This is a genomic window from Acinetobacter sp. YH12064 (assembly GCF_013419735.1).
Classification (GTDB): Bacteria; Pseudomonadota; Gammaproteobacteria; order Pseudomonadales; family Moraxellaceae; genus Acinetobacter; species Acinetobacter amyesii.
This window is the reverse complement of sequence record NZ_VOZP01000001.1, coordinates 105,199-122,521: the sequence shown is the minus strand read 5'-3', so window position 1 is coordinate 122,521 and position 17,323 is coordinate 105,199. Positions and strand designations below refer to the sequence as shown.

General features: G+C 41.5%; 22 protein-coding genes. All 22 read left to right on the top strand.

What is annotated here, in order from left to right:
- The first annotated feature begins 15 nt into the window (after positions 1 to 15).
- Entirely contained in the window at positions 16 to 612 is a 597-nt protein-coding gene (locus tag FTU13_RS00595; RefSeq protein ID WP_180161066.1) for an HK97 family phage prohead protease, read from the top strand.
- Positions 609 to 1,937, top strand: a complete 1,329-nt coding sequence (locus FTU13_RS00590; protein ID WP_180161065.1) for a phage major capsid protein — start codon at positions 609 to 611, stop codon at positions 1,935 to 1,937. Before FTU13_RS00595 ends, FTU13_RS00590 begins: the two co-directional genes overlap by 4 nt.
- Positions 1,938 to 2,013: 76 nt before the next feature.
- Positions 2,014 to 2,181, top strand: a complete 168-nt coding sequence (locus tag FTU13_RS00585; RefSeq protein WP_180161064.1) for a hypothetical protein — start codon at positions 2,014 to 2,016, stop codon at positions 2,179 to 2,181.
- A 10-nt stretch (positions 2,182 to 2,191) separates the two neighbouring features.
- Positions 2,192 to 3,628, top strand: coding sequence for a phage portal protein (locus FTU13_RS00580; RefSeq protein ID WP_180161063.1), 1,437 nt, complete (start codon positions 2,192 to 2,194; stop codon positions 3,626 to 3,628).
- Complete coding sequence (locus FTU13_RS00575) at positions 3,625 to 3,915, top strand: head-tail connector protein (protein ID WP_180082657.1); 291 nt, start codon at positions 3,625 to 3,627, stop codon at positions 3,913 to 3,915. Before FTU13_RS00580 ends, FTU13_RS00575 begins: the two co-directional genes overlap by 4 nt.
- A gap of 148 nt (positions 3,916 to 4,063) precedes the next feature.
- A complete protein-coding gene (locus FTU13_RS00570) occupies positions 4,064 to 4,393 on the top strand; it encodes a phage head closure protein (RefSeq protein WP_180161062.1) in 330 nt (109 codons plus the stop codon).
- A gap of 7 nt (positions 4,394 to 4,400) precedes the next feature.
- The gene (locus FTU13_RS00565; protein ID WP_180161061.1) at positions 4,401 to 4,856 is read left to right on the top strand and encodes an HK97-gp10 family putative phage morphogenesis protein; all 456 of its coding nucleotides are present in this window, start codon (positions 4,401 to 4,403) and stop codon (positions 4,854 to 4,856) included.
- Positions 4,853 to 5,209, top strand: a complete 357-nt coding sequence (locus FTU13_RS00560; RefSeq protein ID WP_180161060.1) for a DUF3168 domain-containing protein — start codon at positions 4,853 to 4,855, stop codon at positions 5,207 to 5,209. The genes FTU13_RS00565 and FTU13_RS00560 overlap by 4 nt, the downstream gene beginning before the upstream one ends.
- 32 nt (positions 5,210 to 5,241) lie before the next feature.
- The gene (locus FTU13_RS00555) at positions 5,242 to 5,523 is read left to right on the top strand and encodes a hypothetical protein (RefSeq protein ID WP_180161059.1); all 282 of its coding nucleotides are present in this window, start codon (positions 5,242 to 5,244) and stop codon (positions 5,521 to 5,523) included.
- Positions 5,524 to 5,598: 75 nt separating this feature from the next.
- Positions 5,599 to 6,084, top strand: a complete 486-nt coding sequence (locus tag FTU13_RS00550; RefSeq protein WP_180161058.1) for a phage tail tube protein — start codon at positions 5,599 to 5,601, stop codon at positions 6,082 to 6,084.
- Positions 6,084 to 6,521: a hypothetical protein gene (locus tag FTU13_RS00545; protein ID WP_180161057.1), complete on the top strand. Its 438-nt coding sequence runs from the start codon at positions 6,084 to 6,086 to the stop codon at positions 6,519 to 6,521. Before FTU13_RS00550 ends, FTU13_RS00545 begins: the two co-directional genes overlap by 1 nt.
- A 50-nt stretch (positions 6,522 to 6,571) precedes the next feature.
- Entirely contained in the window at positions 6,572 to 6,751 is a 180-nt protein-coding gene (locus FTU13_RS00540; RefSeq protein ID WP_218955865.1) for a hypothetical protein, read from the top strand.
- Between the two features lie 60 nt (positions 6,752 to 6,811).
- The gene (locus tag FTU13_RS00535) at positions 6,812 to 7,474 is read left to right on the top strand and encodes a hypothetical protein (RefSeq protein WP_180161056.1); all 663 of its coding nucleotides are present in this window, start codon (positions 6,812 to 6,814) and stop codon (positions 7,472 to 7,474) included.
- 55 nt (positions 7,475 to 7,529) lie between these two features.
- Positions 7,530 to 10,007, top strand: coding sequence for a hypothetical protein (locus FTU13_RS00530; RefSeq protein ID WP_180161055.1), 2,478 nt, complete (start codon positions 7,530 to 7,532; stop codon positions 10,005 to 10,007).
- Positions 10,008 to 10,015: 8 nt separating this feature from the next.
- Positions 10,016 to 10,483: a hypothetical protein gene (locus FTU13_RS00525; RefSeq protein WP_180161054.1), complete on the top strand. Its 468-nt coding sequence runs from the start codon at positions 10,016 to 10,018 to the stop codon at positions 10,481 to 10,483.
- On the top strand, positions 10,484 to 10,990 hold the full coding sequence (locus tag FTU13_RS00520; protein ID WP_180161053.1) for a hypothetical protein: 507 nt from the start codon (positions 10,484 to 10,486) through the stop codon (positions 10,988 to 10,990). It begins immediately after the preceding gene.
- Positions 10,987 to 11,355: a hypothetical protein gene (locus tag FTU13_RS00515; protein ID WP_180161088.1), complete on the top strand. Its 369-nt coding sequence runs from the start codon at positions 10,987 to 10,989 to the stop codon at positions 11,353 to 11,355. Before FTU13_RS00520 ends, FTU13_RS00515 begins: the two co-directional genes overlap by 4 nt.
- Positions 11,333 to 14,125, top strand: coding sequence for a host specificity factor TipJ family phage tail protein (locus tag FTU13_RS00510; RefSeq protein WP_180161052.1), 2,793 nt, complete (start codon positions 11,333 to 11,335; stop codon positions 14,123 to 14,125). The genes FTU13_RS00515 and FTU13_RS00510 overlap by 23 nt, the downstream gene beginning before the upstream one ends.
- A gap of 52 nt (positions 14,126 to 14,177) precedes the next feature.
- On the top strand, positions 14,178 to 16,097 hold the full coding sequence (locus tag FTU13_RS00505) for an SGNH/GDSL hydrolase family protein (RefSeq protein WP_180161051.1): 1,920 nt from the start codon (positions 14,178 to 14,180) through the stop codon (positions 16,095 to 16,097).
- A gap of 70 nt (positions 16,098 to 16,167) precedes the next feature.
- On the top strand, positions 16,168 to 16,425 hold the full coding sequence (locus tag FTU13_RS00500; protein ID WP_180026358.1) for a holin: 258 nt from the start codon (positions 16,168 to 16,170) through the stop codon (positions 16,423 to 16,425).
- Positions 16,409 to 16,915: a lysozyme gene (locus tag FTU13_RS00495; protein WP_180161050.1), complete on the top strand. Its 507-nt coding sequence runs from the start codon at positions 16,409 to 16,411 to the stop codon at positions 16,913 to 16,915. Before FTU13_RS00500 ends, FTU13_RS00495 begins: the two co-directional genes overlap by 17 nt.
- A complete protein-coding gene (locus tag FTU13_RS00490) occupies positions 16,915 to 17,286 on the top strand; it encodes a hypothetical protein (protein ID WP_373684814.1) in 372 nt (123 codons plus the stop codon). The genes FTU13_RS00495 and FTU13_RS00490 overlap by 1 nt, the downstream gene beginning before the upstream one ends.
- The last annotated feature ends 37 nt before the right edge of the window (positions 17,287 to 17,323 follow it).

Here is a 17,323-nt window from a genome sequence, read left to right as displayed (position 1 = left end):
TATTGGGAGAGCCTTATGTCTGCTCTACATAAAACCTTTGGCTCTGTCGAAATTAAGAGCCTTGATGAGCAAAAGCGAACCTTTAAGGGAATCGCAAGCACACCAAATCAAGATCGCGCCAAGGATGTGATGGTGCCAAAAGGCGCAGAGTTCGATCTGCCTATGCCTTTGCTGTTTCACCATGACCCACGATCAGCCATTGGTCATGTGACAAGTGCAAAAGTCACCGCAAATGGTATCGAGGTCGAGATTCATATTCCTGAAATTGAAGAAGATGGCGACCTAAAGCGCGAAGTTGATAAGGCATATCAATCACTGAAATACGGTCTGGTTAAAGGCTTGTCAGTTGGATTTATTCCGAATTGGGATGAAGCGGAAATGATTAAGGGTGGTGGCATCCAGTTTAACTCATGGGAATGGTATGAGCTTTCATTGGTAACTATCCCTTGTAACCGCGAATCAGAAACAGAATTTTCAAAAGCATTTGAGGAATACAAAGCCGCGTTGGGCGAAAAACCTCAGAAAACCGCAACAGATGGCGATTCATCTGAGCAAAAACACGTTGTCGTAAAACTTAATAGCCCAACAAAGGGTGGAGTGAAATTAGTATGAATAAATATTTAAAACAGCTGCTTGATGCTCTTGCTGCTAAAAATTTAGAGCTTCAAGGCCACATGACCAAATCTTTAGATGCTGGACAAACACCAGATGAAGAAGCTGAAAAGTCTATTCAAACAGTTGAAAAAGAAATTGAAGCAATTGAAAAGAATATTGCTCGTGTCCGTAAACAAATTGAAGAAACGGAAAAAGCTGCAAAATCTGCTACAACTGCAAAAGGTGAGTCTGAGCAGGAAGCAAAAGACACGGCTGAAAGTAAAAAAGAAGTGCCACGCATTCAGGTGGAATCAAACCTGCCTAAAGGTATTGGTTTTGCACAGTATGCACGTGCAAAGCTTTGCTCACAATTGGCAGCCAAAAACGGCAACTTCATTTCACCAGTAGACATGGCTAAGCAAATGGGCTTTGGTGATGAAGTTCAGGACTTAGTGACAAAAGCCACACTCGGTACTACAACAGACGTTGGTTTTGCATCTGCATTAGTGCAAGAAAACCGCTTGGTTGGTGAATTTGTTGACATGCTCCGTGCTGCAACCGTATTTGACCAACTTACAGGCTTCCGTAATGTACCGTTCAACTCAAAAATCCCAAGCCAATTAACAGGCGGCACTGCTGCTTGGGTGGGTGAAGGTGCGGCCAAGCCATTAACCAACCCAACCTACGGTGAAGTTGAAATTAAAGAACACAAGCTTGCTGCAATCACGGTTTACACACAAGAATTAATGCGACGTTCTGATCCAGCGGTAGATGTTTTGGTGCGTGATGATCTTATCGAAGCATCAAAAACGCTTATTGATAATACCTTCCTTGATGCGGTGGCTGCATCAACTACGCGCCCAGCAGGTGTTTTAAATGGCGTTGTAGCAACCCCTAACACGGGCACAACTGCGGCAGCATATGAAGCTGACCTATTAGCTCTTATTAATAGCTTTGTGACAGCCAACCTTTCATTGGATGGCTCATATTTCTTAATGTCTGAAACACGCGCCGCACAAATCAGTTTGTTGCGTGATGCGTTAGGCAATAGCTATTTCACAGGTATGGCGCTTCGCGGCACCCGTACATTAATGGGTATCCCGGTCATCACATCGCAGGCAGTAGGCGACAAGATCATTCTTGTGAAAACTTCTGAAATCCTGCTTGCTCAGGATGGTGGTGTGGATGTGTCTTACTCTGATCAAGCAACCTTGGTTGATGGTGGTACGACTCACCACTTATGGCAAGAAAACAAATTTGCGGTACGTGTTGAGAAGTTTATCACTTGGGCGAAACGTCGTCCGATTGCTGCAGCATTTCTTAACTATGCAACAGGTGGTTAATCGACCTAAAACAGCTCCTTAACTGGGGCTGTTTTTATATCTAAGCATCACAATTGTTTAGCTATAGGAACAGTCTATGAAGATTAAATATTTAAAGGTTATGCATAACGCGAATCCTGGCGATGTGCTTGAAGTTACCGAATTTGAAGCAAACATTTTGATTAAAACGGGTGTGGCGAAAGCTTACGAAGATCCAAAAAAGACGACTCGCAAGACCAAAACAGATACCACAGAGCAAAAATAAGGCGGTTTAGATGGGCATTTTTGACAGACTTTTCCGAAAAAAATCACTGCAAAGTGTCCATTCAAACCAAGGATGGACGTCTTTGTTTGTGCACGAGCCTTATTCTGGCGCTTGGCAAAAGAACGATGAGCTGACTCGTGAAGATTTGGCGGCACATCCAGCAGTTTTCTCGTGTATTTCTTTAATCTCCCAAGACATTGGAAAAATGGGTGTTTTGCTTAAAAGGCAGAAAGGCGAAATTTTAGTTGATGCGCCCATTCCTGATGACTTGGTTGTTCTTAAACGTCCAAACCATTACCAAAACTGGCAGCAGTTTTTAGAATTCTGGATGATCTGTCGAAAGCTCCGTGGTAATGCATACGGATTTAAGGTGCGTGATGTATTTGGGCAGGTAGTTAAAATTGTTATTTTAAATCCAGATCAAACAAAACCACTGATTAGTGATGATGGGCAAGTCTTTTACCAGCTTGGGATTGATCGGCTGAATAGCACAGAGTCTGTTGTTGTTCCGGCCTCTGAAATTATCCATGATCGTGAAAACTGTCTTTATCATCCACTGGTGGGTATTCCGGCCATTACTGCTTATGGGATTTCCGCAGGATTGGGCCTAAACATTCTGAAAAATTCCAAAACTTCTTTTGGAAACATGAGTCGACCAAGCGGCATTCTGGTTGCACCTGGTGCGATTTCAGAAGATAAAGCACGTGCCATCGGTGCAGCATGGAATGCGAACTATACCGGCCAAAACATCGGTAAAACTGCGGTACTCGGTGATGATTTGAAATATCAGCCAATCAGCATGACAGCTTCAGATACTCAAACGATTGAGCAACTGAAAATGTCGAATGAAATTATTTGCTCAGTGTTACATGTGCCAGCGTTTAAAGTTGGATATGGAACAATTCCGGCAGGGCAGAAGGTTGGTGATTTGAATGAAATCTATTTCTCTGACTGTTTACAAAGCCCGGTAGAGGCTATTGAAAACCTGTTTGATGATGCATTTGACTTAAAAGCGCGTGGCCTTGAAATATTTCTTGATGTTGATTCTCTGCTCCGCATGGATAAAGAAACAAAAATGGGCATTCAGGAACGTGGTGTTAAGGCTTCAATCTTTACTCCAAATGAAGCGCGTCAACAGTTCAATTTAGAGCCTTTGGTAGGTGGTGACACGGTTTACATGCAGCAGCAGAACTATTCTCTTGAAGCGCTGTCAAAACGTGACCAGCTGGATGATCCTTTTGGTAAATCTGCACAAAATACGCCTCAAAATACCGAAAATTCAGACCAAAAAGGCCAATATCAAGGCGTTTTTAAGTCAGAAAATCAGTATAAAAAAGGCTGTTTTGTAACACATAAAGGCTCGTTATGGCACTGTGAAAAAGACCATTCGGGTGAATTTAACCATGAAAACTTTAAATTAGCGCAAAAGAAATGGGGTGATGAATGAGCATTGTTGATTTAGACACTCTTAAAGAGCATTTGCGCTATGACGATGATTCAAACGACACGATGTTACAGGGATATTTGGATGCAGCTGATAGTGCTGTTAAAAATTACATCACAGATGAATTTGAGTCTGAATATCCAAAGGCTATCCACCAAGCAATTTTAATGCTTTGTGGGTATTGGGATAAATATCGAAATGCTGAATCAGATGCACCTTTAAACGGTAATTATCTACCTATGCCGGTACAAGCCTTGCTATACCCATATCGCAAGCCAACTGCGGTTTAGGAGACATTATGAAATGGTTAAAAAAGTTAATTGGATGCCAGTGTTGGGCTTGTAAGAATGTTCGCTTAGGTGGAGGCTATCAACCCTGTCATAACATGAAAAAAACTGGTGAGCTAAAAACGCCACCACGAAAACGGTAGGAGATGCTATGACACAACGAGCTGGCGAACTCCGCCATCGAATCATGGTGCAACACTTTACGTCAGGTCGTGACGAAGATGGCTATCCACTTCCTGAGCAATGGGTTGATTACATGCCTTTGTGGGCTAAAGTCACCCATTTATCGGGTAAGGACCTAATTGCCGCACAGGCTAGTAATTCTAAAGTCGTTGCACGTGTAAAGATTCGCTACCGAGAAGACATCGATACGACTATGCGCGTGATTTACAAAGGCAAAACCTACGCTATCGATAGTCAAGCGCTTGAAGATACAAACACAGGTTACGAGTCGGTGACGTTCTTGCTTTCAACTATGTGAGGTGCTTATGTCACTTGATGTGCAAATACATGGCATTGATGAGCTAAATCGAAAGCTCAAGTTATTGACGAGCAGTAAGGCAGCCAAGCGCATAGCACGTAAAGCAGCACGCCAAGCAATGAATATTGTTCGGGATGCAGCACGAACAAACGCCAAAGCGATCGATGATCCTGAAACAGCAGAAAAGATCTGGAAAAATATCGCTGTTTCAGGCGGTAAATCGCGCAATTCAAATCAAATCGTAATGCGTGTTGGTGTGCGTGGCGGTGCTTCATTTTCCAATCCAAATCCACCTAATACAAGCGGTGGGGATACAAGGCACTGGCGTTGGGTGGAGTTTGGTTCAGCACACAATGTTGCGGTTCCATTCATGCGCCCTGCAATGAGCAGCAATATCCAAAAAGTGACTGATAAATTCTCACAGGTTTTCAGTGTTGAATTAGATAAGGAACTCGCAAAATGACAGCTCCAATTGCTAAAACGATTAAAACTGATACTTATTTAGCATCAAAATTCGAAGATCGAGTCTTTTTAGGCCAAGCAGACATTGGCACAGCGGTTCCATATTTGGTTTTTCAAGGCGTAGGCTCAGAACCTGAAAACACAATTGATTGTGGTGCGATCAATGAAAACGACACATATCAAATGGTGATTTGGCATTCCAATCCCAAGGAAGCGGAAGATTTGCGTTTAAAAGCCCGAATAGCTTTAGAGCAAGCAGGGTTTTATTACAATGGAAAGCATCCTGACAGTATTGATGCTGAAACCAAATTGCATGGCCGCGGTTGGGATATGAATTGGTGGTCTGAACGATGATAGGATTGCATAAACAATCATAGGTTTTTCAAATGTCTAATAGTTTAAATTTACTGGATCTCTACAGATTTTATGTTGGCTGGTACCGCTACTCAGGCAGTAGTAAAAAAACATGGATTGCATGCACTATTTACTCTGACGGTCGGGTTGACCCCGAAGTTATAGCTGAGAAATTTTACGACCTAGATTCGGGAGATACTGATGCTGGTCAGGCTTTGGATTATGTAATGGCGCATGCAGAACATTACGCATGGGGTGAAACGCCAAGTGCAGCAATTCAAGCGGTAGAGAATTTAGTGTTGGAAAAAACTTAAGTAATTTTAAAATTTAACCACATAGCGTCCAAAAGGGCGCTTTTTTTATGCCAAAAATTTGAGGAGTAGCTACTCATGGCACAACAAAAGAAAGGTGTACTCTCACAAGGTACTCATGTTTGGATTCTGCATGGCACGCCTGCGGTGCTAACTCGTATTCAGTGTATTAAATCAATTGCATGGGGTGATGATTCTGCCACTGAAATCGACAATACATGTCTTGATGAAGAAAACGTAAAAACCAATGATTATGGCTTAGTCACACCAGGTGAGGGCTCTTTTGTAATAAATACAGATCCAAAAAACGCAACGCATTTGATAATGCTGTCTCTTGCTGCCAATAAAGAACTGGTAGGTGTTTATGCAGGATGGTCTGATGGGGTTGGTGAGCCGACTTTGACAGATGGAGCGGTTACGCTTCCGGATACTCGTACTTGGTCTTATGCACATGCTATTTTGCGTAAGAACTCAGCAGTATTCGATCCGGATTCATTAGTAAATCATACGATTCCATTTAAACGCCAATCAGAAGTAATTGATGAATTTAAGGTGAATCCATAATGGCTAAACTCACTTTAGAAACAGCGAAAAAAGCAGTGGGCATTGGTACTTTTGTTGAAAAAACAATTAAATTCCGAGATGTGAGTGGTAAAACATTTGAGGGTGAAATTCTTGTCAAAGTGCTTACTTCAGATGAAGTTGCAAATATCACTGATATTTTAGGTCTTAAAGAAGGTGAGAAGCATACGATTGAACAGTATCGTGCAGCAATGCTTATTCAATCAATTTATGAAGCTAATGACAAACCATTCTTTCCAGATTTGAAGAGCACTGGCGCTGTTTCTGACGAAATTAAAATCGCCATGTATTTGGCGGCAGATGAAGTGATTAATTTCACGGGAAAGTACTGGATCTCGATGAAGAGTCTGAATTCTTCTGCGAACTCGTCAGTTGTGGGATCGGCGGAAGAACCATTGCAGAAGCAAGACATAATCTAAGCCATCCCGAGCTACACATCTGGAAAGCTTTTCGTCAAAAAAGGGGAACATTGTTTCTAGGGAGGCGGTTAGAGCAAGAATTTGGCCGTCTTTTTGCACGTTACTTAAACACGAAGTTGCCCGAAGACAAGCAAATTGAAGATCCTCGCCAATTCATGGTTCATGAAGATATTCCTGAATCCTCATTTGAAGAAGAGCGAATGAAAGCAATTAAGAAGAAATCAGGTTAACTTGGTTTCTTTTTTCTAAAATAATTAGTATTTTAGCTCCTAATAATAAAGGGGGTTCATATGACTATAAAACCATGTAAAGAGTGCGGCGGACCGGTAAGCAGCAAGGCTGAAAGTTGTCCGAAGTGCGGAGCAAAACAGCCTAAAAAGACAAGTGTTTTAACTTGGGTTGTTTTAGGTGTAATAGTGCTTGTAGGGGTAATTGGAGCATTAGCGCCGGAAGGTTCTAAAAAAAATCAAACTGAAATAGCAAAACTTTCATCTAATAATGAAAATTCCAAAGAGGTTACAACACCAAAGAATTGGAGTTATGAAACTACAAAAGATGAAATGCGAAACACAACTACACTTTTCGCATCAAACGTAAGTCAGAATACAGTCAACTTTGACTTTCCTTATCAAGGTGGTTCAAATTTAGTTATTACTTTAAGAAAGAAAGGAGATGCTACTGATGTGATAATAGCGATTACGAAGGGGCAAATCCTTTGTAGTATTCGCAATTGCGAGGTTGCATTTAAATTTGATAACAATCCTATCCAATCAATTACGATGTCAGAGCCGGATAATCATTCCGCTGATGTATTGTTTGTGGCACACGATTCCACTGCTAAAAAAATCATTAATCAGATGAAAACAAGCAAAAAACTAACTATTGAAGCCCCTTTTTATCAAGAGGGTGGTAAGCAATTCACATTTGATGTGAGTAATTTAGATTGGAAGTAAGAATAGTTATACAAGGCCCGCATTAAGCGGGCTTTTTTATTGCCTGAGGTTTTGTATGAGCACCAAACTTGGAACATTAACATTAGATTTAATTGCCAAGATTGGCAGCTTTGTTGGGCCAATTAAAGACGCAGAAAAACAAACTAAGCAAAGTTTTGAAAGTATGCGCAAGCATGTCAATAATTTTGGCTCAGTTGCGGTGGCGGGTGCTGCTGCAGCAGGAGCAGCTGCATTTGCAATGGCTAAGAACTATGCTGATGCAGCACAAGAACTGCGTATTTTTTCAAGTATTGCGAATGCCAGTAATCAAGAATTTCAAGCAATGGCAGTTGGTGCTCAAACAATGGGTATCAGCCAAGAAAAGCTCGCAGACCAGTTAAAAGATTTCAATGAAAAGCTAGGGGAATTCATCACAATTGGTTCGGGTGGTGCTGTAGATTTTTTTGAACAAATTGCAATTAAAACTGAAGGGAGCGCTGAAGGAGCAAGAAAACTTGCTTTGGAGATGCAAAACTTATCTGGACCAAAAGCTCTTCAATTGTATGTAGATAAGCTTGAGGAAGCGGGTGTCACTCAGCAACAAATGTCTTTCTATTTGGAAAGCATGGCCTCGGATACAACTAATTTAATCCCGTTGCTTAAACAAGGAGGTGAGGGGTTTAAGTTTTGGGCAGATGCGGCTGAACGCGCCGGTGTCATCATGGATGAATCAGCCATCACCAAGGCTGCAGAACTAAAAGTACAGCTTGGATTATTAGATCTGCAAGTTCAAGGGGTAACAAACCAATTTATCCAAGGTTTAATGCCAGCACTTGTTTCTGTGGGGGATGCCATGTCTGATGCCACTGTGAATACAAACATGATGGCAGATGCAGGTGAGTTGCTTGGCGATGTATTTAAGGGTGTTGCAGCAACAGGCATGGGTGTTTATGCAACAATTAAACTTCTATCCAATTCAATTGCAGGATTGGCTTACGATGCAAATGTGGCTAAAAAGCACATGGAGGTCGAATCTGGTTGGAAGAAGTGGACGGGTATAAATTTCCTTAAGAGCGCAATACTCGGCACTGCTGCCGCAAGAACTTCTGAAAACAGTGGTATAGCGATGGCTGCTCAAGATAACAATAAAGTTATCGAGGATGTAGCAAACTCCATTAACAGACTGTATTCAGATACTGCTAGTGCTGCTACTAAACAAATGGCTAAGATTCAGAGTAGCCAAGCGGGTGTTACAAAGGGCTCTCAGGAATGGGTGAAGAAGCAAAATGAAGCTACTCAAGCCGCAAAATCAAACGCAAAAGCGACATCTGATGCAGCCAAAGCGCAACGCGAATATAACCAAGCGGTAGAACTTGGTAAGCGTCTAATTTATGAATATGGTGATGAGCAACTAAGAATAGCAAAAGATTTAGAAAATGATCTTGAGGATATTCGCAGTGCATCTTTAAAACAGGAAGCGAAAGATCGTTATTCAGAGGTTGCCAAGCTACAAGCTGAAGCAAGGAAGAAAGCGTACTTTGCAGAACTTGAAGATGAGCTGTTTGGGCATCGTAAAACTGAAGAAGACAAACTTAAAGACGAACTAAATATTAATAAGCTTCGTCTTGATGCTCAGCGCGGACTCAATAAAAACGAATTGGATTTGCGAAAAGCAGCACTCGAAGACAAAGCTCGATTAGAGCTGTCACACATCCAAGCTGACAAATTAGCACGAGCAGATTCAGCCATGGCTGCATGGGGCGGCACATATTCAGACATGACAGGCACAGGCGACCAGTTTGGGATTGAGTCAGAAAAGTTTAATCGCTTTGATCAGTCGCAAGAGTTGTTTGATGCACAAATGGCGTTAGCTGAGTCTGCTGAGCAACGTGAAGCGATATGGCAAGCGCATCATGAACGAATGACCGCAATTGAGATGAGTTATAACGAGTCAAAAAGGGCACTCGCGATGGCTTCAGCTGGCGACATGCTCGGCAATATGACTGACTTAATGGGGGCATTGCTTGGTGAACAGTCCGCTGGTTATAAAGCAATGTTTGGTATTCAGAAAGCATTTGCAATTGCGCAAATTTTGCTGAATGCGCCCGAGTCATACTCAAAAGCATTTAACTCAATGGTTGGTATTCCTTTAGTTGGTCCTGTCTTGGCACCAATAGCTGGTGGTGTGGCTATTGCTACTCAGTTGGCTCAACTGGCAACAGTGAAGTCTGTATCACTTAGCGGTATGGCCCACGATGGTATAGACAATATCCCGAAAGAAGGTACATGGCTTTTAGACAAGGGTGAGCGTGTAGTTGATGCACGCACAAACGGAGACTTAAAAGACTTTATTGCAAACAACAATAACGGTCCAAAAGTCATTATCAATGTGCCAGCTGGACACACAGCAAATCATAATGTTGGTGCTGACGGTACTGTGACTGTTGATGTTGTACGTCAAGAGATTGCAGGTGCATTTAACAACGTACGACGATCAAACAGTACTGAAAGCCGAGTGTTTCAAGAAACCTTTGGTTTAAGCCCTTCACGATAGGAAAAAACATGGATCAATTTATGCTTTGCCCTCTCCAGGAAGGGTATGTTTTTACGCCAGGTAATAATGTGCGTGAACAAAAAACAGAAGGCGGCATGCCTCGGCAAGTGATCAAATTTGTCGGGGCAATTCATTCTGTTTCTGCCGCTGTCTATCTAAAAGATCCACAGGCTCGTCAATATTTTTGGGCATTCTGGCGAATCAATCAGACTAAAATTTGGCGCTGGAATCTGGCTTTGGATAACGGCATTAAAGAAGATTGCCTATGTCAATTTTCAGCTGAAAGCGTGCCGCAAGAAAATTTGATTGAGGGTGTAAAGCGTAAAGTAACGATTAATATTTATGTTGTCCCAATTAAGCGCGATCCAGCTTTTGATAGAGCAATCATAGATTTGTGGCAATCAGGATTAATCAATAATTTGAGTGATATTGAGAAAATCCCGAATGTCTGGTTGCCCGATGCTGTGGGGGTTTAAATGGAAATTGCTGCTGAAATGTCGTCCTTGCTAGATCAGTCCGCAGGGCCGACAGGGCTGATCGAGTGCATTGAAATTTCACATTCGAAATGGCCGGCTGTTTTGCGTTATGTGATTAACTCTAGTGAGCCAATGATTTTATCCCATGAAAATGCCCAATCATTTGAATACGTCTATGCACCGATCAGCATCACCCGTTCTTCAGACGAGGATACGCTTGAGCAAGAGTTGAGTTTTAGTCTTGGTGATATTGGTGAGACAGTACCGGCACTGATCGACCTGATTATTCACGATGAGGAGATTGAATTGCCGATGGTGTCATATAGGGCTTATTTAATTGGTCAATATGATTCCCCAATCTTTGTTGCACGTGACCTTGAACTTGAAAATGTGACGCGGGATTGGAAAGGCACGCAAGGCGATTCAAAAGCACCGGGGTTGAATGATTCGGGAAATGGTGAGGTCTATTCGGCATCCACAGATCCAAGCTTAATAGGATTCTACTGATGATTAATCGCTTATTTCACTGTGAATACAATCCGCAGAAATATCACTGTGTCCATTTTGTGATTGAAGCAGCTCGAGTGCTCTACGGCAAAGATTACTCTGCAAGTTTTATTGGTCTGACGGGTTCACTGGATGAAACGGTGAAAGCTTCACGTTCAACGATGATCAAAAATAAGCGTATAGATCGGCCAATTGAGGGCTGTATCGTCCTGATGTCATACCACAACGAAAGCTCGCATGTCGGGCTTTTTTATCGCCAACGGATTTTTCATTTAACAGAAAAAGGCGTACAACGAATCACGTTAGAACAAGCAAAACCATTATTCAAAAGGATGCGTTTTTATGAGCCAAATCTGCATCATTAAGAATGCTTTGGATCAAACAGAGCAAGAGATTGTGCAATCTGAAAATGCATTAAAAACATTTCTTAAAGTTAGAGCAAACCATCCGCATGCGCGGATATATCGCGGGAATCTATGTCCTGAGAATGACATCACGCCAACGCAGCAAGATAAAGCAAGCATTGCACGACTGTTAGAGATAAATGAAGATCTAACAATTGTTTGTCATCCAGGAGATATCATCTCTGCGGTGAACTATGCTGTAGCTAAAATATTTGGTGAAGCGGTTCAGTACTTCGTCAAAACGCCTAAATTTGATAAAGGCACATCTTCTGGATCAAGCAATAACAATTTATCCAATCCTGAAAACAAACAGCGTATTAAAGAGCGTATTCCCTACATTATTGGCCGTGTTAAGGCGATTCCCGACCTTATTGCACCGGCACTTCGGTATTTTAAGGAAGGCATTGAGGTTGAAGAGCTGTTGATGTGCTTGTGTGAAAATCCTGTACACGTATCAAACTTCAAGGAAGGTGATACACCAGTTGCTGAAATACCTGGTAAATCTGTCACAGCTTATAACTTGAATCAGTCCATTGTCGGAGCTGAAAATATTTACAAAATTGGTGATAGCTTTACCGATGCGCCAGTTGTAGCGAAACAAAACAGCTCAGTGAACGGTCAGACTTTGCTACCACCAAATAGCACTCGATTTGAACGCTCTGACATATATTTTGTATATCCAAATCAGATTAAGACGCTCAACAATACTTCTGATTTTGAAAAGTTTGTAGTCAATGAGTTGGTAACTGTGGAAGGGGCTAATTTTGGTATTGCGGATCTAGCTATCACCGGTTCGGTCAATATCAACTATTTAACCCAAACGCTTGAAATAAGTTCAAATCAAACTGCTGTTAATTTTCAAGACTTTCGCAAGATCAATATCACAGCCATGCTGATTGTAGATCCTGTTAAAGGGCAGCTTGATCTGGCTGGCTTATATGATGTTGAAAGTATTTCGTATAGTGCGGGCGTGTATTCCATAAAGCTGTTGAATGCGACCAGTACCAATACAAATTTTGCAAATTTAACTGAAAATGCTGTAACGAATTTGAGTGCAAATTTAACGGCCAATACTGCAAACATCTTTTTAGATGGCACATACACGATTACTGGCATTGATAAAGCCAACCGCTTGATGACGCTTGCAACTCCAAGTACAACCAATCCAGATTGGAACAAACTAGCAGATTTAAATGGACAGCAAACCCCAACAACACGCATTAAGCTGCGTGGTAATCAGGAGAATTATATTGGTTGGTTTACGATTGATTCACCTCAAGCAAAAGGGTTGTTGTTAAATTTTAAAGCGGGCAACGGTATCTACAAAGGCTCATCAGCCAAAAGTGTGAGTATTGAGGCCGAATATCAGCAAGTTGTAAATAATACGCCAACTGGTCAGATCTATCGCAAAAGCTTAACTTTAACCGGTAAGGCAAATAACCGTGATGCCGTCGGTGCATCGATGTGGATTGATTTGCCTTTCAGCGGAGCTGTACGATTTCGTGCACGTCGGACTAACGATAATGGTGATGCAGCAGATTTGATTGACGAAACTAAATTTTATCAAGCCTATGCATATCATTATCTTGAAAAACTGGCCTATCCGAATCGGATTATTGTTCGTGCAAGGACAGTGGCCACAGCGAATGCAACTAGCCAAGATTCACGGCAGTTGAACTGTATCGCTGAGGGCCTAGTGTATTCATATCGAGGTGGGGTTAAATCAGCTGAGCGTATTGCTTCACGCAATATTGCAGATACAACTATTGATTTAGCTTTGCATCCAAAAATAGGGCGACGATTTGAATCTGAAATTGATTTTGATCGAATCTATCAAGTTGTTGATGATCTGCAAGCATATTTTGGTTCTGAGCGAATGACTGAATTTAATTATACGCTTGATAACACAAACACCTCTTTTGAAGAGATTATGCGCATGATGTCAGCAGTTACGTGTACGCATGATCGTCGGGTGAATCGAAAGATTTATTATGATCTTGAAGGCGCTGAAAATGAGCCATTAATATTATTTAATCATCGCAATAAGAAATCTCAAACAGAGGTCCGTTCCCATAGCTTTCGGGTTGAAAATCGGCATGACGGTGTTGAATTGACATATATCGACTCGGATGAAGGTTGGATTGAAAAGACACTGAAAATCCCGAATGAAGCGATCAATAATCCGAAGAAAATTGAAGGTACCGGTATTGTTTACAAGCAGCAAGCACATATAGTTGCTTGGAGAGCATGGAATAAACTGAAGTTTAGCCGTGTGACTGCACGCTTCACTGCTTATCACGAGAGTGATCTGGTATTTCGTGGTGACTGTATCTTGAACACTGATGATACCCGACTGGGCGGCTGCACCAGTGGTGAAGTGTTGAGTTGGAATAATCTTTCAATTGAAGTCTCGCAGCCCTTTAAATTGGTGCCAAATCAGCTATATGTGATTCATTTACAGCTGAAAAGCGGTGTCATTGATGTGATGAAAATCACTCAGGGTGAAGACGAGTTTCACTTTGTGCTTGAACGTCCACCAATGGAAGCTCTGGTCACAACTGGGCAGGTTAAAACTGTATATTCAGTCACGACCGATGATAGCCAGAATGAGCAAAAGTTTCTTGTATCAAGCAAGAAGCCAATCGATGTGTTTGAGAATGAATTAAGCGCAATCAATTACGATGAGCGTTATTACCGAAATGATAAAGACATCATCAACAATTTGATTTAAATCAATTCAACTTATGCCCGCTTAATTGCGGGCTTTTTTGTGGACATTAGTTATGACTCCGATCATTACACCAAATAAGATGTCGCAGCTTGAGCGCGATATTGAAGATATTGGTAAAACTCTAAACACAAAGGCAATAATCACACCACGTGAAGGTGAGGCATATAAATCCTTACCTCTAGCAGTTCAAGAGGTTCTTGACACTGGAGGCTTCGAGCCTTTTGAGACTGAAGCACTTTTAAAAGCTAGTGTACCTGTGCTTGATAAAAAAGCTGCTTATTCATTGGACACCCATAAAATATGGTTGTGGGAAAATGGGGGCTGGAGCGATACTGGGCTGAGTGCAACTGATCAAGCTAAATCATACACACAAGATCAACTCTCAAAATTAATCTTTGAGCCATCAGATACAGATGTAATTAATACATCAAAGAATATGTATGCAACGGCTAATGATGTGGTAGATTTTTATATAACAAACAAGACAGCAGCAAATCCATTTGTGATCAATAGTTTGACAGGCACGCGCCTACAGAAAATGCCAGTAAAATCAGGAGAATCATATCTTGTATACATGCCAAACTGGACTGCTGCAGATCTTTTAGCATTTTCCTTGTCCAAGGATGGCTCAGTCACTGCTAATAAAAAATTAGTACAAGTGGAGTTAATTGCAACAAGCGATGCAAATATTAAAAAGTTTGTGATCCCATATGGTTTTAATTATCTGTTCTTTAATACCAAAATCCCGACCACTTCCCACGATGCTACAACAACACTTGTCATAAATAAGCATAATGCAAAATTAGCTGGATTTGACAATGCAATCAATCCACCTTCTATTTCTGAATCACAATTGACTGTTAGCAGTGTTGCAAAAAATTTGGCGACCAATGAGGTAACAGGATTTTATTTGTCATCGACAACAAACGCCACTCCAGCTCAAGTCAGAACACTTACTAATGGGGCTATTCAGGTTTTTCCTGTCGAACCCGGCAAAACCTATGCTGTCTATTCAACAAATTTTTCGCCAAATTTATTCGCTATGGGAGCATCTGTAGATTCTTCTGTAGTTAACAACAAGCAAACAACCCTGCTTACTCTTAGCGATACAAGCAATGTGAACGTGAAGTTATTTACTGTGCCAAGTGGAATGAACTATGTATTTGCCACAACCTTAATTCCTTCATTATCATTTGATGTTCGTTCTGTTTTTTGGGTAAATGAAGGAACGGCAACCAGTAAGTTTGATGTACAAACAGTAACAGCTATTAAAGGAGCTGAAATCCGTGACCCATTAGCTCAGCAGCGTTTAAATGACTTAAATATTGTTCAGACTTCAGTGCTTAAAGATAAGAAATGGATTGCTATTGGTGACTCGATTACTGAAAAAAATATACGTGCGAATAAAAACTATCATGATTTTATTTGTGAAGATGTTGGAGGGATGACTGTTTATAACAAAGGAATTTCAGGCTCGGGTTTTCACGACCGCATGAATGTGGCAGACACACTCACGGAGCAAGCCGACTACATAACAGTTTTTTGGGGTACAAACGATTTCGGCCTTGTTCGAAATACATATCCGCTTGGCACATTTTTAAGTACAGATATTGAAACAATTTCAGGTCGCATCAATGCTTGCTTGAATGCTTTAATAACAAAATATCCCCTTGCTAAGATTGCGATTATTTCAGCACTTCCGAGACTGACTAACTACGGATCCAATGCAGCGCCTAATAGCGTTGGATATACATTAAAACAGCATGTTGATTTATTGAAACAGTATGCAGCTCACTACTCGCTACCGTTTTTAAATCTTTATGAGCAAAGCAATTTGCCGGTGTGGATTCCTGCAGCGAATCAATATTACTTCACAGCACCAGCATCAACAACGCCCGACGGATTGCATCCAAACGACGCAGGGCAACGAGTAATGGCTGACAAAATTAGGTTTTTTTTAGAGTCAATTTAATCTACGCGGCACCAAAACCCCGATTTTTAATGAGATCGAGCTTTTTTATTGCCAAAAATTAGGGGGTAACATGTCTGAAACGACAGCAGCGGTGGCAGAAACATCAGCTGCAGCTTTGGGTTCAAAAGCAACAGTGACCGGTGGAGCAGCAAGCTTTGCCGGTTTTTTTATGGGCATTGATTGGATGGGGTGGGTAGGTATAGGCGTTGCTGTGCTGGGCTTACTCATTAATGTTTATTTCTCATGGCAGCGAAATCAGCGCGAAAAAGAAATTCACGAGCTTACAAAGCGAAAATTAAACGGTGAATGCAATGTCAAACAAGACTAAATATTGGACGTATGGATTAGCAGCTTCGGCTGCTTTTTTTGTGGGCTTAGAAAAGTATGAAGGTTACTCAGCAAAACCCTATAAAGATAGCGGTGGGGTTGTAACACAGGGCATTGGATCTACAACCAAGCCAGATGGTAAGCCAATCAAAATGACTGATCCACCAATCACGCGAAAGACCGCTCAAGAATGGGCAATGGCACACGTGTCTAAAGATGAGGTTATATTTCGAAAGTCACTTGAGGGCGTGAAGCTTTCGCAAGTTGAATACGATGTGTACCTAGATTTTTCATATAACTTTGGTGCGGCTAACTGGCGCTCATCTTCAATGTTACGCAATTTGAAAGCAGGACAATATAAGCAAGCTTGTAACTCATTGCTGAAATGGAAATATGTAGCTAAGCGCGATTGCTCGGTGCGGTCAAACAATTGCTATGGCGTATGGATTCGACAACTAGAGCGTCATCAAAAATGCATAGGAGCTCAATAGTGCCGTTATTACTTTGGAAATATAAAACATGGATCGCAGTTGCGGTCTTTTTTGTTTTATACGTGGGGCAAATTGCTTATACCAATCACTTGTCTGGGAAGCTGCGCAAGGCACATGAGCAATGTAATGCAAAGATCCAAGAAATTGAGCAAAAGCACCTTAAGGCTTTGGCTGAAAAACAAAATCAAATCAACCAGGTAAGTGCAGACTATGAAACACTTAAATCAGAACAGCGCATTAAAACAGAAACAGTCACACGTGAAGTTCAAAAAATCATTGAGCAGCCTGTTTATCGCAATGACTGCTTTGACAGTGACGGCGTGCAGCAACTCAACTCACTTATCGCCAGTGGTGCCAGCAAACCTCCTTGAGCCATGCGCAGATCTGCAACAACTAGAGTCAGGGCAG

What these genes read in the sequence shown, in the direction of transcription:
- FTU13_RS00495 (WP_180161050.1), top strand. Translation starts at nt 16,409, where the DNA reads ATGTCAAACAAGACTAAATATTGGACGTATGGATTAGCAGCTTCGGCT.
- FTU13_RS00560 (WP_180161060.1), top strand. Translation starts at nt 4,853, where the DNA reads ATGACAGCTCCAATTGCTAAAACGATTAAAACTGATACTTATTTAGCA.
- FTU13_RS00535 (WP_180161056.1), top strand. Translation starts at nt 6,812, where the DNA reads ATGACTATAAAACCATGTAAAGAGTGCGGCGGACCGGTAAGCAGCAAG.
- FTU13_RS00565 (WP_180161061.1), top strand. Translation starts at nt 4,401, where the DNA reads ATGTCACTTGATGTGCAAATACATGGCATTGATGAGCTAAATCGAAAG.
- FTU13_RS00550 (WP_180161058.1), top strand. Translation starts at nt 5,599, where the DNA reads ATGGCACAACAAAAGAAAGGTGTACTCTCACAAGGTACTCATGTTTGG.
- FTU13_RS00575 (WP_180082657.1), top strand. Translation starts at nt 3,625, where the DNA reads ATGAGCATTGTTGATTTAGACACTCTTAAAGAGCATTTGCGCTATGAC.
- FTU13_RS00510 (WP_180161052.1), top strand. Translation starts at nt 11,333, where the DNA reads ATGAGCCAAATCTGCATCATTAAGAATGCTTTGGATCAAACAGAGCAA.
- FTU13_RS00520 (WP_180161053.1), top strand. Translation starts at nt 10,484, where the DNA reads ATGGAAATTGCTGCTGAAATGTCGTCCTTGCTAGATCAGTCCGCAGGG.
- FTU13_RS00505 (WP_180161051.1), top strand. Translation starts at nt 14,178, where the DNA reads ATGACTCCGATCATTACACCAAATAAGATGTCGCAGCTTGAGCGCGAT.
- FTU13_RS00545 (WP_180161057.1), top strand. Translation starts at nt 6,084, where the DNA reads ATGGCTAAACTCACTTTAGAAACAGCGAAAAAAGCAGTGGGCATTGGT.
- FTU13_RS00500 (WP_180026358.1), top strand. Translation starts at nt 16,168, where the DNA reads ATGTCTGAAACGACAGCAGCGGTGGCAGAAACATCAGCTGCAGCTTTG.
- FTU13_RS00580 (WP_180161063.1), top strand. Translation starts at nt 2,192, where the DNA reads ATGGGCATTTTTGACAGACTTTTCCGAAAAAAATCACTGCAAAGTGTC.
- FTU13_RS00570 (WP_180161062.1), top strand. Translation starts at nt 4,064, where the DNA reads ATGACACAACGAGCTGGCGAACTCCGCCATCGAATCATGGTGCAACAC.
- FTU13_RS00590 (WP_180161065.1), top strand. Translation starts at nt 609, where the DNA reads ATGAATAAATATTTAAAACAGCTGCTTGATGCTCTTGCTGCTAAAAAT.
- FTU13_RS00585 (WP_180161064.1), top strand. Translation starts at nt 2,014, where the DNA reads ATGAAGATTAAATATTTAAAGGTTATGCATAACGCGAATCCTGGCGAT.
- FTU13_RS00555 (WP_180161059.1), top strand. Translation starts at nt 5,242, where the DNA reads ATGTCTAATAGTTTAAATTTACTGGATCTCTACAGATTTTATGTTGGC.
- FTU13_RS00595 (WP_180161066.1), top strand. Translation starts at nt 16, where the DNA reads ATGTCTGCTCTACATAAAACCTTTGGCTCTGTCGAAATTAAGAGCCTT.
- FTU13_RS00525 (WP_180161054.1), top strand. Translation starts at nt 10,016, where the DNA reads ATGGATCAATTTATGCTTTGCCCTCTCCAGGAAGGGTATGTTTTTACG.
- FTU13_RS00530 (WP_180161055.1), top strand. Translation starts at nt 7,530, where the DNA reads ATGAGCACCAAACTTGGAACATTAACATTAGATTTAATTGCCAAGATT.